Origin of the sequence: Micromonospora sp. CPCC 205546, assembly GCF_036902715.1 — a bacterium.
Taxonomy (GTDB): Bacteria; Actinomycetota; Actinomycetes; order Mycobacteriales; family Micromonosporaceae; genus Micromonospora.
On record NZ_JBAKHL010000061.1, the window covers coordinates 17,527 to 37,519 of the forward strand.

The following is a 19,993-nucleotide window of genomic DNA, read 5'->3' on the forward strand; positions in this document are numbered from 1 at the left end:
CTGATTTGTGTCAGCACGCTATCAGGTCGTCGGTACGACGGCCGCCGAGATTTCGGCCAGCATCGAATCGGGCATCCGCTGCGCCGCCCTCGCCCCCGGCGACGCGCTGCCGCCGGTGCGGGAGCTCGCCGCCCGGCTCGCGGTGAGCCCGGCCACCGCGGCGCGGGCCTACCAGGAGTTGCGTCAGCGGGGCCTGGTGATCACCGCCGGCCGGCACGGCACCCGGATACGACCCCGACCACCCGTGGCGGCCCGCCGCTCCGCGCTGCGCCCGCCGCCTGCCCCCGGCCTGCGCGACCTCTCCCGGGGCGAGCCGGACGTGCGGCTGCTGCCACCCCTCGGCGAGCACCTCGCCGGCCTGGCCGCCGCAGCGGGCACCCCGGCCGGCTACCCCACGGCCGGGGTGCTGCCCGAGCTGGCCGAGGCGGCCCGCGAGCGGCTCGCCGCCGACGGCGTACCGGCGGCGGAGCTGACCGTCACCGGCGGCGCGCTGGACGGCATCGAGCGGCTGCTCGGCGCGCACCTGCGCCCCGGCGACGCGGTCGCGGTCGAGGACCCCGGCTGGGCCAACCTGCTCGACCTGGTCGCCGCGCTCGGGCTGCGGCCGATCGGTGTGCCGGTCGACGACGACGGCCCGCTCGTCGCCGGGGTCGGCGCCGCGCTCGCCGCCGGCGCGCGGGCGCTCATCGTGACGAGCCGGGCCCAGAACCCCACCGGGGCGGCGGTCTCCGCCGAGCGGGCCGGGGAGCTGCGTGCCCTGCTCGCCGGCCGGTCCGACCTGCTGCTGATCGAGGACGACCACGCCGCCGAGCTGGCCCGCGTACCGCTGCACCCGCTCGCCGGGGCGACCCCGACGTGGGCCTTCGTCCGCTCGGTGAGCAAGCCGTTCGGCCCGGACCTGCGACTGGCCGTGCTGGTGGGCGACGAGACCACGGTGGCCCGGGTGGCCGGCCGCGCCCGCGTCGGCGCCGGCTGGGTCTCCACGGTGCTGCAACGGCTGGTCCTTGCGCTCTGGCGCGACCCCGCCGTGGCCGCGCTGGTGGACCGGGCCGCCGGCAGCTACGAGCGGCGGCGCGCGGCGCTGATCGGGGCGCTCGCCGGCCACGGCCTGGTCGCCCACGGGCGCAGCGGCATCAACGTCTGGCTGCCGGTCGACGACGAGACCAGCGTGCTGACCGCGCTGCGCGACGCCGGCTGGGCCGTCGCGCCCGGCGCGCTGCACAGCATCGCCGCCCCGCCGGCGATCCGGATCACCGTCAGCTCGCTGGACGAGGCGGAGATCCCGGCGCTGGCCGAGGCGGTGGCCCGGGCGGTCCGGCCCGCCCCGCCGGACGGTTTCGCCGCCTGAGCCGGCCGGGCCCGTCACGGGCCTCGCGGCGGGTCCCCGCGCGTGTTCCCTCCCGCGCGGGGTAGAACAGTCGCCATGGCCGAGCAGACCGAGACCGCGCCGGGCGCGCAGCAGTTCATCCCGCCGCGGGCCGACACCCTCGACGACCTGCGGGCCGCCGCCGCCGGCTGCCGGGGCTGCGAGCTCCACCGGGACGCGTCGCAGACCGTCTTCGGCCGCGGCGACGCCGGCGCGCGGGTGGTCTTCGTCGGCGAGCAGCCCGGCGACATGGAGGACCAGAAGGGCCTGCCGTTCGTGGGGCCCGCCGGCCGGCTGCTGCGCAAGGCGGTCGACGACGCCCGACTCGACCCCGGGCACATCTACCTCACCAACGCGGTGAAGCACTTCCGCTTCGAGCAGCGCGGCAAGCGGCGCATCCACCAGACCCCCGACCGCGTGCACGTCACCGCCTGCCGGCCCTGGCTGGTGGCCGAGTTCGCCCGGCTGCGCCCGGAGATCGTGGTGGTGCTCGGCGCCACCGCCGCCAGGGCCCTGCTCGGCCCGACCTTCCGGGTCACCCGCCAGCGCGGCGAGCTGTTGCCCTGGCCGGAGTCGGCCCAGCACCCCGAGGACTTCCGGAGGGTTCCGGTGGACTCCGCCGGCGCGGTCGCCGACGCCCCGCCGGCGCGGCTGCTGGCCACCATCCACCCGTCCGCCGTTCTGCGTGCCGACGACCAGGACAAGGCGTACGAGGGGCTGGTCGCCGACCTCACCGTGGCCGCCCGCGCCCTCGCCGGCCGGTAGCGGGGCCCTGTCCGCCCGCCGAAGCCCGCGCCCCGAGCCCAGCGGTCGGCCGCCCGGCCACGCCGGTAGGCGCCGGTGCGCGGTCCGGGGGGAGTGCGGGGGAGTGTCCGCCGGGGTCACCGGGTACCGCTTCCGGGCATGTCCCCCCGCCGCACCCTCCGCCCGCCACTGATCCGGCTGGGCGCACCCGGCCCGTACGTGCTGGCCGCCGCGTTCGCCACCGCCGCCTGGTTCGCGGCGCGGCTGCTCGACGGCTCCGGTCGTTCCCCGGCGGAGGCCCTGCTCGGCGCGGGGGTGGGCGGCGTGCCCTGGGGGCTGTTCCCGTTGACCCTCGGCTGGGTCGTGCGGGCCGACCGCGATCCGGCCTGGGAGGCGGCCCGCCGGGCGCTGCGTCGGGGCCGGCTCCCCGCCGACGAGCAGGCCCGGGCGGCCGCGGTCGACCACCTGCCCGTGGCCCGGCGGGGGGCGGTGCTCGGCATGGCGGGCGGCGTCGCGCTCTTCGGCGGGCTGGCCGCGCTCGCGGTGGCGCTCGACCGACCGTTGACCGCCGGCCTGCTCGGCACCGTTCTCGCCGTCGTGCTCGCCGTCGCCGCCCTGACCATGGCCAGGGTGCGCCGGCTGGAACGCTCGCTCGGCGACCCTGGGCAGGGCGGGTGAGCGGTGCCACACTTGCCGCCATGGAGCAGCATCTCTACGAGCGCGACCACGAGGAGTTCCGCGAGCTGTGCCGCGAGTTCCTGACCCGCGAGGCGGTGCCCCACCACGAGCGCTGGGAGGCCGACGGGATCGTCGACCGCGAGGTGTGGCGCCGGGCCGGGGCCGCCGGCCTGCTGGGCATGGACGTCGACGCGGAGTACGGCGGCGGCGGCCAGCGTGACTTCCGGTTCAACGCCGTCCTCGACGAGGAGATCGTCACCGCCGGCTGCACCGGGCTCGGCTTCGGCCTGCACAACGACGTGGTGGCGCCGTACCTGACCGAGCTGACCACCGACGAGCAGCGCAAGCGCTGGCTGCCCGGGTTCTGCTCCGGCGACCTGGTCACCGCGATCGCGATGAGCGAGCCCGGCGCCGGCTCCGACCTGGCCGGGATCCGCACGAGCGCGGTCCGCGACGGCGACAGCTGGGTGCTCAACGGCCAGAAGACCTTCATCACCAACGGGGAGATGGCCGACCTGGTGGTCGTGGTCGTGCGTACCGCGCCGGAGCAGGGCGCGCACGGGGTGAGCCTGGTCGCCGTGGAGAGCGGCACCCCCGGCTTCTCCCGGGGGCGGCGGCTGGCCAAGGTCGGGCTCAAGGCCAACGACACCGCCGAGCTGTTCTTCGACGACTGCCGGGTGCCGGCGGAGAACCTGATCGGCAGCGAGAACCACGGCTTCTACCACCTGATGGCCAACCTGCCCCGGGAGCGGCTGAGCATCGCGGTCGCCGCCGTGGCCGCCGCCGAGCGGCTGCTCGCCCTCACCCTCGACCACGTCCGGTCCCGGCAGGCGTTCGGCCGGCCGATCGGCGCGTTCCAGCACAACCGCTTCCTGCTGGCGGAGCTGGACACCGAGGTCACCATCGCCCGTACCTTCGTCAACCACTGTGTCGCGGAGTACGGCGCCGGCCGGCTCTCGGTCACCGACGCGGCCAAGGCCAAGTGGTGGACCACCGAGCTGCAGAACAGGGTGGCCGACCGCTGCGTGCAGCTGCACGGGGGCTACGGCTACATGCTGGAGTACCCGGTGGCCAAGGCCTGGCTGGACGGTCGGGTGCAGACGATCTACGGCGGCACCACCGAGATCATGAAGGAGATCATCGGCCGCGGCCTCGGGCTGTAGCGTCGACCGGCTGCCCGGCGGCGGGGCTGGTGCGCAAGGATGGGACGGCATCTCACCCCTTACCCCGAAGGAGCCGCCATGGCCACCGACCTCGCCGCGCCGCTCGCCGCGCGCGACGTCGCGCCCATCCAGCGGCGTACGCTGCGGCTGCTCTTCGTCACCCAGATCGTCGGCGGGATCGGGGTGACCATCGGCGTGGCCGTCGGGGCGCTGCTCGCCGCCGACGTCGCCGGCACCGCCGTGGCGGGCCTGGTCAGCAGCGCCGCCGTGGTGGGCGGGGCGTTGCTCGCCGTGCCGGTCACCCGGATCATGACCCGCCACGGCCGGCGACCGGGCCTGGTCGTGGCGTACCTGGCCGGCACCGCCGGGGGCGCTCTGGTGGTCCTCGCCGCGGTCACCCGCTGGGTTCCGCTGCTCTTCCTCGGCATGCTCCTGTTCGGCGGCGGCAGCGCGGCCAACCTCCAGGCCCGCTACACCGCCGTCGACCTGGCGGTCCCGGCGCGGCGGGGCCGCCAGCTCTCGTTGATCGTCTGGGCGACCACCATCGGCGCGGTCGCCGCGCCGAACTTCGCCTCGCTGGCCGACCGCACCACCAGCGGCTGGGGACTGCCGACGCTGGCCGGTCCGTTCGCCTTCAGCGCCGTCGCGCTGCTGCTCGCCGCCGGGGCGATCCTTGCGCTGCTGCGGCCGGACCCGCTGCTCACGGCGCGCCGGCTGGCGGCGGTCGCCGCCCCGGCGGCCCCCGTCGTCGCACCGGCGTCGACCGCCCGGCGCGCTGCGGGCATGCGGGCCGCCTGGGCGGTGGTACGCGCGCGGCCGGCCGCCCGGCTCGGCATCGTCGCGGTGGCGGTCGGCCACCTGGTCATGGTCGCGGTGATGGTGATGACCCCGGTGCGCCTGCACGAGTGGCACGACGACGCCGACGTGCTGCGGGTGGTCGGTCTCGTGCTGAGCCTGCACATCGCCGGCATGTACGCCCTGGCCCCGGTGGCGGGCTGGCTCACCGACCGGGTCGGCCGCCGGGCGGTGATCCTCGGCGGCGTCGGGCTGCTGCTCGTGGCGTGCGCGGTCGCCGGCACCGCCGGGCACCACACGGCCCGGCTCTCGGTCGGGCTGTTCCTGCTCGGCCTGGGCTGGTCGGGGACCATGGTCGCGGGCTCGACGCTGCTGTCGGAGTCGGTGCCGGTGGGGATCCGGCCGAGCGTGCAGGGGCTCTCCGACCTGACCATGGGGCTGGCCGGCGCGGGCGCGGGGGCGGCCAGCGGGTTTGTCGTGGAGGCGGCCGGTTATCCGGTGCTCACCGGGCTGGCGGCGGTCGCGGTGGTGCCCCTGGTGACGCTAGCGTTGCGGCCGGTGCCGGTGGGGGCACCGGACGAGGAGGGCTGAACACGTGCGGCTGACCGACTTCTGGACCCGGCTGGAGGAGGCGTTCGGCCCCGGCTACGCGGCCAGCATCGCCCGCGACCAGGTGCTCTCGCAGCTCGGCGGGCGGACCGTCGAGCAGGCCCTGGCCTCGGGTGAGCAGACCCACGTGGTGTGGCGCGCGGTCTGCGCCGCCTATCCCGACCGGGTGCCCGCCCGACTGCGCTGAGCAGCCGTTTCGCCGCTTCCGCGTGTCGCTTGCCGACTCGTACACCTGTTCGGCTATTGTCCACAGCGGGGCGCTCGTCCACAGCTCACGGCCGGTCGGCTGGTTTTCTGTCGGACCCAGCGCCTAGCGTGTCCGCGTGACGCGAAGCTCAGGAAAGACGCCGGCGAAGGCAGGGGTGGCAAACATGGCCGCAGGGCCCGACCGGGAGAAGGCACTCGACCTTGCTCTCGCTCAGATCGACAAGCAGTTCGGCAAGGGTTCGGTGATGCGGCTTGGGGAACGGCCGGTCGTCCAGACCTCGGTGATCACGACGGGTTCGATCGCGCTCGACGTAGCGCTCGGCGTGGGCGGTCTGCCCCGGGGCCGGGTCGTCGAGATCTACGGGCCGGAGTCCAGCGGTAAGACCACGGTGGCCCTGCACGCGGTGGCCAACGCCCAGCGGGCCGGCGGCATCGCCGCCTTCGTCGACGCCGAGCACGCGCTCGACCCGGAATACGCCAAGGCCCTCGGCGTCGACACCGACGCCCTGCTGGTCTCCCAGCCGGACACCGGCGAGCAGGCGCTGGAGATCACGGACATGCTGGTCCGCTCCGGCGCGATCGACATCATCGTCATCGACTCGGTGGCCGCGCTGGTGCCGCGCGCCGAGATCGAGGGCGAGATGGGCGACAGCCACGTGGGTCTCCAGGCCCGGCTGATGAGCCAGGCGCTGCGAAAGATCACCGGTGTGCTCAACAACACCGGCACCACGGCGATCTTCATCAACCAGCTCCGCGAGAAGATCGGCGTGATGTTCGGCTGCATGTCGTACTCGACCAGGGTCACCCTGGCCGACGGCACCCAGGAGAAGATTGGCAAGATCGTCAATCAGCGGATGGATGTCGAGGTTCTCTCCTACGACCCGGAGACCGACCGGGTGGAGCCGAAGCGGATCGTCAACTGGTTCAACAACGGTCCCGCCGAGCAGTTCCTCCAGTTCACCGTCGCCAAGTCGGGCGGTAACGGGCGGGCGCAGTTCGCCGCCACGGCCAACCATCTTGTTCGCACCCCCGGCGGTTGGCGGGAGGCTGGTGAGCTGATCGCCGGGGACCGGGTGATGCTGGCCGAGCCGCGGCGGCTCAGCGAGCAGCAGTGGCAGGTGGTGCTGGGCTCGCTGATGGGCGACGGAGCCCTGTCACCGAACCACCATGACCGGTCCGGGGTGCGCTTCAGGCTGGGGCACGGAGCCGAGCAGGTCGACTATCTCGACTGGAAGGTCTCGCTGCTCGGCAACATCAGCCACTCCCGGCGTGCCGACGCCCGTGGCGCGGCGTTCGTCGACTTCACGCCGCTGCCCGAGTTGGACGAGCTACGTCGCGCGGTCTACCTGGGCGACGGCAAGAAGCACCTCAGCTGGGATTACCTCAAGGCGCTGACCCCGTTGGCCCTCGCGGTGTGGTACATGGACGACGGCTGTTTCACGCTCCGATCCAAGGGAGTGCAGGAGCGCACGGCGGGTGGCTCCGGTCGGATAGAGATCTGCGTCGAGGCCATGGCCGAGGGCAGCCGGGTCCGCCTGGTGGAGCACCTGCGGGATGCGTACGGCATGGACGTCAAGCTGGTGGCCCGTGGCACCCGGCAGACGGCCTCGATCATCTTCACCACCGAGTCGTCGGCCCGCTTCCAGGAGTTGGTCGCGCCCTTCGTGCCGGCGGTGATGGAGTCCAAGCTGCTGCCGCGTTTCCAGGGCCAGTGTGCCGTCGAGCCGCAGTTCGTCCCCGCGGAGCTCACGCCCGTGCCAGCGCGGATCATCGACGTCCACGTCAAGCCCAAGACCCGCTCGATGAACCGGTTCGACATCGAGGTGGAGGGCAACCACAACTACTTCGTCGACGGGGTGATGGTGCACAACAGCCCCGAGACCACCACGGGTGGCCGGGCCCTGAAGTTCTACGCCTCGGTCCGGCTCGACGTGCGCCGCATCGAGAGCCTCAAGGACGGCACCGACGTGGTCGGCAACCGCACCCGGGTCAAGGTCGTGAAGAACAAGGTCGCCGCGCCGTTCAAGCAGGCCGAGTTCGACATCATGTACGGCAAGGGCATCTCCCGCGAGGGCTCGCTGATCGACGTCGGCGTCGAGCAGGCGATCATCCGCAAGTCCGGCGCCTGGTACACCTACGACGGCGACCAGCTGGGCCAGGGCAAGGAGAAGGCCCGCGAGTTCCTCCGGGAGAACCCGGACGTCGCCGCCGAGATCGAGAAGAAGATCCTGGAGAAGCTCGGCGTCGGGGTCGGCGCCAGCGACGCCGCCGGTGGCCCGGAGCTGCCGCCGGTCGACTTCTGATCGGTCCCTGACCCGTGGCAGGACGACGCGCCCGCACCGGGCGGGGCTGGGATGCCAGCCCTGCCCGCGCGGGTGACGACAACGCGCCCAGACCCCGTCGGGCCCGGAGCGGCCGGACCGACGGCACCGAGCCCGAGACGCCTCCGGCCCCGCCGCGAGACGAGGCCGAGCTGGCGCGGGAGATCTGCCTGCGTCAGCTCGCGGTCCGCCCCCGCACCCGGGCCGAGCTGGCCGGGGCACTCGCGAAGCGGGGCGTCTCCGACGAGGTCTCGGCGGAGGTGCTCGACCGCTACGACGAGGTCGGCATCATCGACGACGCCGCGTTCGCCCGCGCCTGGGTGGCCAGCCGGCACTCGGGCCGGGGCCTGGCCCGCCGGGCGCTGGCCAACGAGCTGCGCCAGCGCGGGGTGGACGGCGAGGTCGCGAGCGAGGCGCTCGGCGAGCTCGACGAGGAGACCGAGGCCGAGACCGCCCGCTCCCTGGTCGAGCGGAAGCTGCGCACCGCCCGGGGCGAGCCGGACGCGGTCTTCCGGCGGCTGGTGGCCATGCTGGCCCGCAAGGGCTACCCACCGGGCGTGGCGATCCGGGCGGTGAAGGACGCGCTCGCCGCGCAGAGTGCCGAGGCGGCCGAGTTCGCCGAGCAGATCGACGCCGACGCGCTCGCCGACGCCGAGGGCGAGCTCGACCGGGACACCCGCGCCCTCGGGTGAACGCGGTGGGCGGGGGGAGGGCCCGCTGCTCAACGCCTGGCGCGACGGGCCTCTGAGCCGGGCCGGACTGGATGCGTCTCACGACGGGGCCTGAACTCGGCGGCGGGACTGGATGCGTCTCACGACGGGGCCTGAACTCGGCGGCGGGACTGGATGCGTCTCGCGACGGGGCCTGAACTCGGCGGCGGGACTGGATGCGTCTCGCGACGGGGCGGCTGAGCCCGCCGGTGGGCGGAGGAAGACCTCGATGCTGAAGGCGTGTCTCAACGGGGCCCGAGGGCGTGACGAGCATCCGGCGGTGCCGGTCACCGCGATCGAGTTGGCGGCCGACGCGGCCCGCTGCGCGGGGCTCGGCGTCGGCGCGGTGCACGTGCATCCGCGAGACGCCGCCGGCCGGGAGTCCCTGCACCCGTCGGCGGTCGCCGCCGCGCTGGACGCGATCCGGGCCGCCCGGCCAGGGCTGCCGATCGGGGTGAGCACCGGGGCCTGGATCGAGCCGCAGCCGGCCGCCCGGGTGGCCGCCGTCCGGGCCTGGACCGTGCTGCCCGACTTCGCCTCGGTCAACGCTCACGAGCCGGGCGCGCAGGCGGTGGCGGCGGCCCTGCACGAGCGCGGCGTCATGGTCGAGGCGGGGCTCTGGACGGTCGACGCGGTCGGGGCCTACGCGCGGTGGCGGGTGCCCGCCGGGCGGATCCTGGTCGAGTGCATGGCGGAGGATCCGGCGGTGGCGTTGACGGACGCCGCCGCGATGCTGGCGGCGCTGCCACTCCCCGCGGCCGGGGGCCCGCCGGTCCTGCTGCACGCCGAAGGGCCGGCGACCTGGCCGGTGCTCACCGAGGCGGTACGCCGGGGCCTGCACAGCCGCATCGGGTTGGAGGACACGCTGTCGCTGCCCGACGGCTCGCCCGCGCCCGACAACCCCGCACTGGTGGCGGCGGCGCTGGCGGTGGGCGCCCACTGACCCGCCCGATCCCGGAACCAGCCCCGCCGCTGCCGCGCCACCCTGGTGCCCCGCCGCTGCCGCGCCACGGCTCGCGGGCCCCGTGCGCCGCTCGATCGTTTGACGAGGGCCCGGCTTCAGGCACCGTGAACGGCCGGCTCGATGACAAACGATCAGGGAGTGCTGCGGGTCCCGCGGGCTGCTCGTGGGTCCGGCGAGCGCCGCGGCGCAGACGGTTGCGTCACAGCCGGCCGGTCGTACGCCGGTGGGTACGCGCGGGGCTGTCGGGTGGCACCTCGGCGAGCGCGTGCGCGCGGCCCGGCTGAGCAGGGCCGATGTGCCACGCGGTCCGATCCGTTGCCGTTTTGTCCGCCCGTGTCCGGGCGTGCATCAGCGTTGCGTGACGCGGCAACTTCTCTCCGTTCGGGGGGTTTGATCATGAGTTCTTGACCGGAGCCCCCCGGGAGACCTAGCCTCGCCATACAGGCTCACATTGCCCGACCAAGCGCAGGCTAAGCGCACAACATAGATCGCGTAACGGAACAGCATCACTTTGGCCGACCCGATCGGTCATCGGCGACAGCCCGGACTGGCCGGTCCGGCGCTGGCGCGACAACTGCACCCGGCCGTCGGCGATGCCCCACCCGGGCACCGCCGACGGGAGCTACCCCACGGCCAGTCGCTCCGGTCGGGCGTCCACAGCCGCAGGGTGCGTGCCCATCGGCACGGTCGCTGCGGTCCCGACGTTCAGGGGAGGCGGCCATGGCGAGGCGGCGCAGTTGCACCGGGGTGCCGACATGAGCGGGCCGATCGTCGGGCGGGAGCCCGTGCTCGTCGGGGCAGCCCGCGCGCCACGGACTCCCGAGCCGCCTCGCGGCGTCCGCGCCGCAGCCGCGTCGCGGGACGGGGCGCCGGCATGAGCGGGTTCGACGGCCTGATCCTCGCCGTGGTGCTGATCCTGACCGTGGTCGTGCTCGGGGCGGTGGTGCTCGGCGTACGGGCGCTGCGACGGTTCAGCGCGGCGCCGGCGCCCGAGGATCCTGCCTTCATCGCCGAGAAGGACCGGCAGGAACAGTCGCTCGCGGCTCTGCGTACCGCCGCCGACGAGGCCAACAGCACGATCGACGTGGCGAAGTCGGCCGCCGCGGCGGCCCGCGCCGAGGCCGCCGCCGCGAAGGCCGAGGCGAAGGCGGCCCGGGCGGAGGCCCGCCGGGTGCTCGACGACGCCCGGGCGGAGGCCGACACCGTCCTGGAACGGGCACACAAGCAGGCCGAGGCCGACGCGGAGCAGCTGCGGGCCTCCGCCCGGCGCAGTGGCGAGCGGGAGGTCGCGGTGCTCGCCGCCACCACCCGGGAGCAGGCCGCCGAGGTGGAGCGGCGGGCGGCCCGGATGGACGAGCGCGAGCGGCTGCACACCGAGGAGGTGGAGCGCCTCGCCGAGCGGGAGCGGCAGCTCACCGCCGCCAGCGCGGCCCTGTCCAGCCGTGAGGCCGCGCTCGCCCAGCGGGAGACCGAGCTCGCAGAGGCCGAGGAGCAGCGGCGCCGCGAGCTGGAGCGCGTCGCCGGCCTCACCGCCGACGCCGCCCGGGCCGAGCTGATCGAGGCGATCGAGGTCCAGGCCAAGCGCGAGGCCGCGCTGCTGGTGCGGGACATCGAGGCCGACGCGCGCGGCACCGCCGAGCAGCGCGCCCGGCACATCGTCGTCGACGCCATCCAGCGGGTCGCCAGCGAGCAGACCGCGGAGAGCGTGGTCAGCGTCCTGCACCTGCCCGGCGACGAGATGAAGGGGCGGATCATCGGCCGGGAGGGCCGCAACATCCGCGCCTTCGAGTCGGTCACCGGCGTCAACCTGATCATCGACGACACCCCCGAGGCGGTGCTGCTCTCCTGCTTCGACCCGGTGCGCCGCGAGGTCGGCCGCCTGACGCTGGAGAAGCTGATCCTGGACGGGCGGATCCACCCGCACCGCATCGAGGAGATCTACGACCTGGCCCGGCACGAGGTGGAGGAGCTCTGCCAGCGGGCCGCCGAGGACGCCCTGGTCGAGGTCGGCATCACCGAGATCCATCCGGAGATGGTCACCCTGCTCGGCCGTCTGCGCTACCGGACGTCGTACGGGCAGAACGTGCTCAAGCACCTGGTGGAGACCGCGCACATCGCCGGCATCATGGCCGCCGAGCTGCGGCTGGACGTGCCGCTCATCAAGCGCTCGGCGTTCCTGCACGACATCGGCAAGGCGCTCACCCACGAGGTGGAGGGCAGCCACGCCATCATCGGCGCCGACCTCGCCCGCAAGTACGGCGAGAGCGAGGACGTCGTGCACGCCATTGAGGCGCACCACAACGAGGTGCCGCCGCAGACCGTCGAGGCGGTCCTCACCCAGGCCTCCGACGCCTGCTCCGGAGGGCGGCCGGGGGCCCGGCGGGAGAGCCTGGAGGCGTACGTCAAGCGGCTGGAGCGGATCGAGGAGATCGCGGCCGGCAAGCTGGGCGTGGAGAAGGTCTTCGCCATGCAGGCGGGCCGGGAGATCCGGGTGATGGTCAAGCCGGACGACGTGGACGACATCGGCGCCGCCGTGCTGGCGCGGGACGTGGCCAAGCAGATCGAGGAGGAGCTGACCTACCCGGGGCAGATCCGGGTGACCGTGGTCCGCGAGTCCCGGGTCACCGAGATCGCCCGCTGACGGCGTCGACACGAAAGGCCGGCCCGATCATCGGGCCGGCCTTTTCGTCGTACGCCAGGTTCAGAGGCCCTGGCCGTTGCTCTCCGACTGTGCGGCGAGCGCGGCCGGGGGCGGGTTCTGGGCCGGGGTGCCGGCGGTCTTGCGGCCCCGGGAGAGCCGGTACTGCACGTACTGGGCCAGCTTCGACAGCGAGTAGTTCACCAGGATGAACAGCGCCGCGATCACGACGTAGACCTGGATCGGGTTGTCCAGTACGCCGATGATCTGCTTGCCGATGTTCAGGGTCTCCTCGTAGCTGATGATGAAGCCCAGCGAGGTGTCCTTGAGCACCACGACGAGCTGGCTGATCAGCGCCGGCAGCATGATCCGGAACGCCTGCGGCAGCAGGATCATCCGGGTGGTCTGCGCCGGGGAGAGCCCGATCGCGGCGGCCGCCTCGGCCTGCCCGCCGGGCAGGCCCTCCATGCCGGAGCGGAGGATCTCGGCGATCACCACGGAGTTGTAGATGGTCAGGCCGATGACCAGGTACCAGAGCGTGTCGAACGAGACGCCGAACTCGGGGAAGCCGCGGGCCACGAAGAAGATCGTGATGACCACGGGCAGGCCCCGGAACACCTCGACGCAGACCCGGGTGACCGCCGACAGCAGCGTGCTCAGCCCGCGCAGCAGGTACGCCAGCGGCGTGGCGAGCCCGGTGAAGCGGCGCCGGGTGAGGCTCTTGAGCTGGATCCGCAGCACCGCGAGCAGGGTGCCGACCACCAGCGAGGAGACGATCGCCAGCGCGGCGGCGGTCAGGGTGTTCTTGAAGCCGAGGCCGATCCGGTCCCATACCAGCGAGAAGTTCTCGTTGGAGGGGTCGATCAGCGGCCCCCACAGCTCCATCGAGAACTGGCCCTTGTCGTCCAGCGGACGGTAGACCAGGAAGTAGGCGGCGACGAGCAGCAGCACCGTCGCCACCGCGCTGCCGATCAGCGTGAGCCGGCGCTGCCGGGGGCCGGGGACGTCGTAGAGGACGCTCTGCTGGCTCATCGGGCCACCGCCTGCCGCTTCTCGATCCGGTCGAGGAGCGCGCCGAGGGGGACGGTCATGATCAGATATCCGATCGAGATGCCGATGGCGACGGGGACGAAGGCGTAGCCCTCGGCCGAGGTCAGCTGGTCGGCGGTCTGCGAGAGGTCGCCGACCACGCCGAAGAAGCCGACCAGGGCCGAGTTCTTGATCATCGCGATGATCACCGAGCCGAGCGGCACCACGGAGGCCTTCCAGGACTGCGGCAGCACCACGTAACGCAGGTTCTGCCCGAAGGTCAGGCCCAGCGACCGGGCGGCCTCCGCCTGGCCGGCGGGCACGGCGTTCACGCCGGAGCGCAGCGCCTCGCAGACGAACGCCGCCGTGTAGAGCGTCAGCGCGATCAGCGCGAACCGGAAGTACGGCAGGTCGGTGTCGAGCCGGCTGAACACCGCGTCGAGGCCGGGAACCCGCAGGAAGTCCGCGTTGGAGCCGAGCGCCGGCAGGCCGAACGCGGCGAAGAACATCACCACGGTCAGCGGCATGTTGCGGAAGACGTTGACGTAGCCGGTGCCGACCGCCCGCAGCGGCGGCACCGGGGAGATCCGCAGCACCGCCAGGACGGCGCCCAGGACCAGGGCGCCGACCGCGGCGAGTACGCAGATCTGGAGGGTGAGCCAGAAACCACCCGCGAAGACGTCGAACTTGTCGATGAGCACACTCACGGGCCGGTCTTCCTCCCCACCCTCCAGATCAACGGATCAGCTCAGTAGCGGTTGACGGTCGGCGCGGCGCCGAGCTCGGCACCGAACTTGCCGGCGGTGTCGTCCCAGGCCTTCTTCCAGCTGCCGTCGGCGAACGCCTTCTCCAGCGTGTCGTTGACGAAGTTGCGGAAGTCGGTGTCCTCCTTCTTCACCCCGAGGCCGTACGGCTCCTTGGTGAAGTTGTCGCCGGCCAGCTTGAACGACGCCTCGTCCTTGGCGATGTAGCCGAGCAGGATCACGTTGTCCGTGGTGACGGCGTCGACCTGGCCGCCCTTGAGGGCGTCGCGGCACTTGTCGTAGGTGTCGAAGAGCACCAGCTGGGTGCCGACGTCCTTGACGTACTTCTTGATCTCCTCCGCCGGCGTGGAGCCGGTGACCGAGCAGACCTTCTTGGTGCCGTCCTTGAAGGAGTCCGGCCCGGTGATGGCGGCGTCGTCCTTCTTGACCATGATGTTCTGGCCGGCCTCGTAGTACGGACCGGCGAACGCGATGCGCTCCTTGCGCTTGTCGTTGATCGTGTAGGTGGCGGCGACCAGGTCGACGGTGCCGTTCACGATCACGTCCTCGCGGACCTTCGAGGGGGCCTCGACCCACTCGATCTTGTCCTCGGGGATGCCCAGCTCCTTGACGATGATCTTCGCGACCTCGACGTCGAAGCCCTCCGGGTTGCCGGACAGGCCCTTCTGGCCGAAGCCGGGCTGGTCGAACTTCGTGCCGATCTTGATGGCCTGGGCCTTGTTGAGGCGCTCCATCGTGCTGCCGGCGGCGAAGGACTTGCTGCCGGCGCCGGTGCCCTCGTCGGCGTCGTCGCCACCGCAGGCGGTCATGCCGAGCGCCAGGGTGGCGGCCGCTGCGAGCGCCGCTACGCGCGTGATACGCATGTTGATCTCCTTTGTGGACGGAACCGCCGGGGGACGGCGCGCTCCAGGTACGGACGCCTAGTGCGTGAGGATCTTGGAGAGGAAGTCCCTGGCCCGTTCGCTGCGCGGGTTGGCGAAGAACTCGGCCGGCGGCGCGTCCTCGACCAGCTGGCCGTCGGCCATGAAGATGACGCGGTTCGCCGCGTGCCGGGCGAAGCCCATCTCGTGGGTCACCACGACCATGGTCATGCCCTCGCTGGCCAGGGACGTCATCACGTCCAGCACCTCGCCGACCATCTCCGGGTCCAGCGCGCTGGTCGGCTCGTCGAAGAGCATCGCCTTGGGCTGCATGGCCAGCGCCCGGGCGATCGCCACCCGCTGCTGCTGGCCGCCGGAGAGCTGGGCCGGGAACTTGTCGGCCTGGTTGGCGATGCCCACCCGGTCCAGCAGGGCCAGGCCGCGCTCGCGCGCCGCCGCCGGCTTCTCCTTGCGGACCTTGACCGGGCCGAGGGTGACGTTCTCGAGGATCGTCTTGTGCGCGAAGAGGTTGAACGACTGGAACACCATGCCGACCTCGCTGCGCAGCTTCGCCAGCGCCTTGCCCTCGGCCGGCAGCGGCTGCCCGTCGAAGGTGATCGTGCCGGAACTGATCGGTTCGAGGCGGTTGATGGCGCGGCACAGCGTCGACTTGCCGGAGCCCGACGGGCCGATCACGACGACCACCTCGCCGCGCCCGACCGACAGTGAGACGTCGTCCAGCACGTGCAGCGGCCCGAACCACTTGTTGACCGAGTCCAGCACGATGAGCGGTTCGCCCGTCGTCACGTCGTTCACCGTCCCTGTCGTCGCGCGGGGTCGGTTGACCCCCGGTTGGGCAACTGTAGGCGGGGGGATGTGGCGGGACGCAACTCAGTTGGTCACGGAGCGATAACACCAGTTCGGATGGGGGTCAAGAGTCCGATTCTGACCGCGTCGCGGTCCGCCCGGTATGGCGGGGGGAGGGGGGTCCGGAGATCATGTGGGGATGACCGAACCGGTACGACTGACCCGGTACGCCCGGGGTGGCGGCTGCGCGTGCAAGATCCCCCCGGGGGAGCTGGAGACCATGGTCGCCGGGCTCGGCCCGGCCACCGGCACCGCCGAGCTGCTCGTCGGGCTCGACCACGGTGACGACGCCGCGGTGGTCCGGCTCGACGAGCGCACCGGCCTCGTCACCACCGCCGACTTCTTCACCCCCGTCGTCGACGACGCGTACGACTGGGGGCGCATCGCCGCGACCAACGCCCTCTCCGACGTGTACGCCATGGGCGGCACCCCCCTCGTCGCGCTCAACCTGCTCTGCTGGCCGCGCGACGTGCTGCCGCTGGAGCTGGCCCGGGAGGTGCTGCGCGGCGGGCAGGACGTGGCCCGCGACGCCGGCTGCCACCTCGCCGGGGGCCACAGCGTCGACGACGAGGGCCCCAAGTACGGCCTGGCCGTCACGGGTGTGGTCCGGCCCGAGGAGCTGATCACCCTGGACGCGGGCCGGGCCGGCCTGCCGCTGTCGCTGACCAAGCCGCTCGGCGTGGGGGTGCTCAACACCCGGCACAAGGCCACGGGCGAGAGCTTTCCCGAGGCGGTCGCCGCGATGACCACCCTCAACCGGGACGCGGCGCGGGCCGCGGTGGCGGCGGGTGTCCGCTGCGGCACCGACGTGACCGGCTTCGGCCTGCTCGGGCACGCGTCCAAGCTGGCCCGGGCGAGCCGGCTGACGGTGGCGATCGACGCGGCCCGGGTGCCCTACCTGGGCGGCGCCCGGGAGGCGGTACGCGACGGGCACGTCAGCGGCGGCAGCCGGCGCAACCTGGAGTGGGTGACGCCGTGGACCGACTTCGGCCGGCTGGCCGAGGAGGAGCGGCTGCTGCTGGCCGACGCGCAGACCTCGGGTGGCCTGCTGGTCGCCGGCGAGCTGCCCGGCGCCACCGTGGTCGGCGAGCTGCTGCCACCCGGGGAGCACCGCGTGCTCGTACGCTGAGGGCACCGCGTCGGGGCGGCGCGGGATCTGCGGTTCCCGACCCCGCGTCGTCGTCAGGCGGCGGCCCGCCGGGGCCGAGCGCCGCACGGGTCGGAAGGGCATCCCCGACCGGCGTGGGGCGCCGGGAGCGCCTACCGTACCCGATAAACTGTCACCTTTCCGCTACTCCGAGCAACGGCGCTCGAGGAAATTTTGCCCGGAATGGTCACAGACCGGTAACTTGCCCCCGGCTGAGGTCATATGCACCCCACCATCGTCAGTAAGGCCCGATCCGGAGGCCGGTGGGACGAGCACAGCGAGGAGGCGGCATGACCGAGCTGTGGAACTGGAGAATCGAGCAGGTGCGGCCGGTGGAGGTCTACCCGGCACTGGCCGAGGCGCTCGGCCGGGTGGTGATGCCCCTGGCGGCGGCGGACCCCGCCCGACTGCCGACGTACGCGGTGATCTGCGACGTCTGGCAGGCGCCGGGGGAGTTCGCCACGATCGTGGACTGCTACGGGGTGCCCGAAGGGCTCTCCGAACACGGCAGCGTCGCCGCGCTGGCGCGGCTGCTGGAGCGCAACTGCCTGCTGCGCGACGACACACTCGACGCGGGGCGGCACCTGCTCGTCGCGCCCGACGGCACGATCCGGCCGGTGCACTTCCACGTCCGGGAGACCGACGACGGCGAAGTGCTCACCGACCAGCGGCTGTGCACCGATGCCGATCCCCGCTGTCGCGGCTGGTCGCAGTGCCACCGCTCGCGCTGGGCGCCGGACTCGGTGCTCCCGGCGCTCGCCGCGGCCTGACCCGACCACCCCTGTCGGCTCCCGCGCCGGCGCGGCGGAGGCAGCCGGTGAGCCGGGCCGGCGGGGGTGAGGCCCCACCCGGCCCGGCGGGTCAGCTCGCCGGGCCGGCCGAGCGGCCGCCGCGCACCTCCAGCTCGCCGAGCAGGGTCGCGGTGGCCGCGGCGACGGCGGCGACCGCCGCGTCGAAGGGCGCGGCGTTGTGGGCGGGGGGCTTGCGGAAACCCGAGATCTTGCGGACGTACTGCAACGCCGCGGCGTCGACGTCGGCGGGGGTCACCTCGGCGACGTACGGCTCACGCAGGGTCTTGATGCTCCGGCACACGGCTCCTCCTCGTTAAGTCCGGTCGGTGGTCCCGGATACGCTGTCCGGGTCATGACTACCGCAGCGGCGAGCAGCCCGCGCACCTATCAGGTGCGCACCTACGGCTGCCAGATGAACGTGCACGACTCCGAGCGCATCTCCGGGCTGCTGGAGGGGGCGGGCTACGTGCGCGCCGCCGAGGCCGACGACAACCCGGACGTGGTGGTGTTCAACACCTGCGCCGTCCGGGAGAACGCCGACAACCGGCTCTACGGCAACCTCGGTCACCTGCGCCCCGTGAAGGCCAGACACCCGCAGATGCAGATCGCCGTGGGCGGCTGCCTCGCCCAGAAGGACCGGGGCGAGATCGTCCGCAAGGCGCCCTGGGTCGACGTGGTGTTCGGCACGCACAACATCGGGTCGTTGCCGGTGCTGCTGGAGCGGGCCCGGCACAACTCGGCGGCCGAGGTGGAGATCCTCGAGTCCCTCGACGTCTTCCCCTCGACGTTGCCCACCCGGCGCGAGTCCACGTACGCCGGCTGGGTGTCGATCTCCGTCGGCTGCAACAACACCTGCACGTTCTGCATCGTGCCCTCCCTGCGGGGCAAGGAGAAGGACCGCCGCCCCGGCGACATCCTCTCCGAGGTCCGCGCGCTCGTCGACGAGGGCGTGCTGGAGGTGACCCTGCTCGGGCAGAACGTCAACTCCTACGGCGTCGAGTTCGGTGACCGGCTCGCCTTCGGCAAGCTGCTGCGCGCCTGCGGCGACGTCGAGGGGCTGGAGCGGGTGCGGTTCACCAGCCCCCACCCGAAGGACTTCACCGACGACGTGATCGCCGCGATGGCGGAGACGCCCAACGTCTGCCACTCCCTGCACATGCCGCTGCAGTCCGGCTCCGACGACGTGCTGCGGGCCATGCGCCGCTCCTACCGGGCCGAGCGCTACCTGGGCATCATCGAAAAGGTCCGGGCGGCGATGCCGGACGCGGCGATCACCACCGACATCATCGTCGGCTTCCCCGGCGAGACCGAGGCCGACTTCGAGCGCACCCTCGACGTGGTCCGCGAGGCCCGGTTCTCCTCCGCGTTCACCTTCCAGTACTCGAAGCGCCCGGGGACGCCGGCCGCCACGATGGACGGTCAACTGCCCAAGCAGGTCGTGCAGGAGCGCTACGAGCGGCTGATCGCCTGCGTGGAGGAGATCACCTGGGCGGAGAACAAGAAGTTGGTGGGGGAGACCGTCGAGGTGCTGGTCGCCGTCGGCGAGGGGCGCAAGGACGAGCGCACGGGCCGGATGTCCGGCCGCGCCCGCGACGGGCGCCTGGTGCACTTCGCCACCGGCGCCGACGGTCGGCACGGCGACGCGGCCTCACCCGCCGGGCGGATCCGCCCCGGCGACGTCGTGCACACCACCATCACCTACGCCGCCCCGCACCACCTCAACGCCGACGGGGAGTTGCTCTCGCACCGGCGCACCCGGGCCGGCGACGCGGCCGAGGCGGGGCGCGCCCCGCGTACGCCGGGGGTCCTGCTCGGACTGCCCACGATCGGCGCGCCGGCCGCGGCGCCCGCGCCGACGACCGGCTGCGCCGCACACTGACCCGCGACCGGCCGGGGCCCGCCCGCGCGGGCCCCGGCCGGTGCGTTCAGCCGGTCACACCTGGATCCGGCCCGCGCCCGCGCCGGCGGTCACGATCGACTTCACGCTGCTCGCGGCGTCCAGGCTGTACGAGTACGGGATGCTCCGCACGCTGCCGCCGGCCTGGCCGCTGCCGGAGTTGACGAAGTGGTTGTTGCGGGCCACCAGCGTGCCCGGGCCGGAGTCGCCCTCACCGAGGTGGTACGGGTCGTCGACGTTGTCGAAGTAGTTGCCCTCGACCAGCACCCCGGCGTTCTCGGTGGACGCCACGCCGTAGCCGCCGTTGCTGTCGTAGTAGTTGTTGAACACGTGCACGGGGTTGCCGAAGCGGGGGAGTGTGGATCTAACGGTGTTTCCGGCCTGACCCATCGGGCGTTGTGCCTGGTGAGGAGGGTGCCGTGATGACCGCGACACTGAACGAC

The 19,993-nt window shown here is 73.1% G+C and carries 18 protein-coding genes and 3 pseudogenes; 15 read left to right on the top strand and 6 right to left on the bottom strand.

The annotated features are described in order from the left end of the window. Window positions 1-7 precede the first annotated feature (7 nt). From V6U77_RS23665 to rny, 12 genes and pseudogenes are all read left to right on the top strand, one after another. On the top strand, window positions 8-1,348 hold the full coding sequence (locus tag V6U77_RS23665; RefSeq protein WP_334608832.1) for an aminotransferase class I/II-fold pyridoxal phosphate-dependent enzyme: 1,341 nt from the start codon (window positions 8-10) through the stop codon (window positions 1,346-1,348). A gap of 75 nt (window positions 1,349-1,423) precedes the next feature. Continuing rightward, entirely contained in the window at window positions 1,424-2,131 is a 708-nt protein-coding gene (locus V6U77_RS23670) for a UdgX family uracil-DNA binding protein (RefSeq protein ID WP_334608833.1), read from the top strand. 138 nt (window positions 2,132-2,269) lie between these two features. Beyond that, window positions 2,270-2,788, top strand: coding sequence for a hypothetical protein (locus V6U77_RS23675; protein WP_334608834.1), 519 nt, complete (start codon window positions 2,270-2,272; stop codon window positions 2,786-2,788). A gap of 20 nt (window positions 2,789-2,808) precedes the next feature. Beyond that, complete coding sequence (locus V6U77_RS23680; RefSeq protein ID WP_334608835.1) at window positions 2,809-3,951, top strand: acyl-CoA dehydrogenase family protein; 1,143 nt, start codon at window positions 2,809-2,811, stop codon at window positions 3,949-3,951. A gap of 78 nt (window positions 3,952-4,029) precedes the next feature. After that, a pseudogene (locus V6U77_RS23685) lies at window positions 4,030-5,351 on the top strand (MFS transporter). After that, window positions 5,342-5,542, top strand: coding sequence for a DUF3046 domain-containing protein (locus V6U77_RS23690; RefSeq protein ID WP_151453943.1), 201 nt, complete (start codon window positions 5,342-5,344; stop codon window positions 5,540-5,542). Before V6U77_RS23685 ends, V6U77_RS23690 begins: the two are co-directional and overlap by 10 nt. A 184-nt stretch (window positions 5,543-5,726) precedes the next feature. Further along, a pseudogene (gene recA / locus V6U77_RS23695) lies at window positions 5,727-6,578 on the top strand (recombinase RecA); the annotation flags it as partial. A 42-nt stretch (window positions 6,579-6,620) separates the two neighbouring features. After that, a pseudogene (locus V6U77_RS23700) lies at window positions 6,621-7,193 on the top strand (LAGLIDADG endonuclease); the annotation flags it as partial. Window positions 7,194-7,364: 171 nt separating this feature from the next. Continuing rightward, window positions 7,365-7,865 (top strand): hypothetical protein, encoded by a 501-nt coding sequence (locus tag V6U77_RS23705; RefSeq protein ID WP_442934494.1) that lies wholly within the window; start codon window positions 7,365-7,367, stop codon window positions 7,863-7,865. A gap of 14 nt (window positions 7,866-7,879) precedes the next feature. After that, a complete protein-coding gene (locus V6U77_RS23710) occupies window positions 7,880-8,575 on the top strand; it encodes a regulatory protein RecX (protein WP_334608837.1) in 696 nt (231 codons plus the stop codon). A gap of 247 nt (window positions 8,576-8,822) precedes the next feature. Further along, window positions 8,823-9,536 (top strand): 3-keto-5-aminohexanoate cleavage protein, encoded by a 714-nt coding sequence (locus V6U77_RS23715; RefSeq protein WP_334608838.1) that lies wholly within the window; start codon window positions 8,823-8,825, stop codon window positions 9,534-9,536. A gap of 895 nt (window positions 9,537-10,431) precedes the next feature. Next, complete coding sequence (gene rny / locus V6U77_RS23720; RefSeq protein ID WP_334608839.1) at window positions 10,432-12,198, top strand: ribonuclease Y; 1,767 nt, start codon at window positions 10,432-10,434, stop codon at window positions 12,196-12,198. A 60-nt stretch (window positions 12,199-12,258) separates the two neighbouring features. On the opposite strand, the gene V6U77_RS23725 is transcribed toward rny, so the two are convergent. Genes V6U77_RS23725 through V6U77_RS23740 form a run of 4 tightly spaced genes read right to left on the bottom strand, consistent with a single transcriptional unit; the run spans window position 12,259 to window position 15,664 of the window. Further along, the gene (locus V6U77_RS23725) at window positions 12,259-13,227 is read right to left on the bottom strand and encodes an amino acid ABC transporter permease (RefSeq protein WP_334608840.1); all 969 of its coding nucleotides are present in this window, start codon (window positions 13,225-13,227) and stop codon (window positions 12,259-12,261) included. Beyond that, a complete protein-coding gene (locus V6U77_RS23730; RefSeq protein WP_334608841.1) occupies window positions 13,224-13,931 on the bottom strand; it encodes an amino acid ABC transporter permease in 708 nt (235 codons plus the stop codon). The genes V6U77_RS23725 and V6U77_RS23730 overlap by 4 nt, the downstream gene beginning before the upstream one ends. Before the next feature lie 41 nt (window positions 13,932-13,972). Then, window positions 13,973-14,851, bottom strand: coding sequence for a glutamate ABC transporter substrate-binding protein (locus tag V6U77_RS23735; RefSeq protein ID WP_334608842.1), 879 nt, complete (start codon window positions 14,849-14,851; stop codon window positions 13,973-13,975). A gap of 57 nt (window positions 14,852-14,908) precedes the next feature. Next, a complete protein-coding gene (locus tag V6U77_RS23740) occupies window positions 14,909-15,664 on the bottom strand; it encodes an amino acid ABC transporter ATP-binding protein (protein ID WP_101414685.1) in 756 nt (251 codons plus the stop codon). A 184-nt stretch (window positions 15,665-15,848) separates the two neighbouring features. On the opposite strand from V6U77_RS23740, the gene selD reads away from it, so the two are divergent. Both selD and V6U77_RS23750 read left to right on the top strand, forming a co-directional pair. Next, window positions 15,849-16,844 (top strand): selenide, water dikinase SelD, encoded by a 996-nt coding sequence (selD, locus tag V6U77_RS23745; protein ID WP_442934492.1) that lies wholly within the window; start codon window positions 15,849-15,851, stop codon window positions 16,842-16,844. A gap of 308 nt (window positions 16,845-17,152) precedes the next feature. Then, complete coding sequence (locus V6U77_RS23750) at window positions 17,153-17,632, top strand: hypothetical protein (protein WP_334608844.1); 480 nt, start codon at window positions 17,153-17,155, stop codon at window positions 17,630-17,632. 91 nt (window positions 17,633-17,723) lie between these two features. On the opposite strand, the gene V6U77_RS23755 is transcribed toward V6U77_RS23750, so the two are convergent. Next, the gene (locus tag V6U77_RS23755) at window positions 17,724-17,954 is read right to left on the bottom strand and encodes a DUF2277 domain-containing protein (RefSeq protein WP_334608845.1); all 231 of its coding nucleotides are present in this window, start codon (window positions 17,952-17,954) and stop codon (window positions 17,724-17,726) included. Between the two features lie 51 nt (window positions 17,955-18,005). On the opposite strand from V6U77_RS23755, the gene miaB reads away from it, so the two are divergent. Then, window positions 18,006-19,532 (top strand): tRNA (N6-isopentenyl adenosine(37)-C2)-methylthiotransferase MiaB, encoded by a 1,527-nt coding sequence (gene miaB / locus V6U77_RS23760; RefSeq protein WP_334608846.1) that lies wholly within the window; start codon window positions 18,006-18,008, stop codon window positions 19,530-19,532. A gap of 54 nt (window positions 19,533-19,586) precedes the next feature. Here the strand turns inward: miaB and V6U77_RS23765 are convergent, their stop codons facing one another. Further along, window positions 19,587-19,940 (bottom strand): hypothetical protein, encoded by a 354-nt coding sequence (locus tag V6U77_RS23765; RefSeq protein ID WP_334608847.1) that lies wholly within the window; start codon window positions 19,938-19,940, stop codon window positions 19,587-19,589. Window positions 19,941-19,993 lie beyond the last annotated feature (53 nt).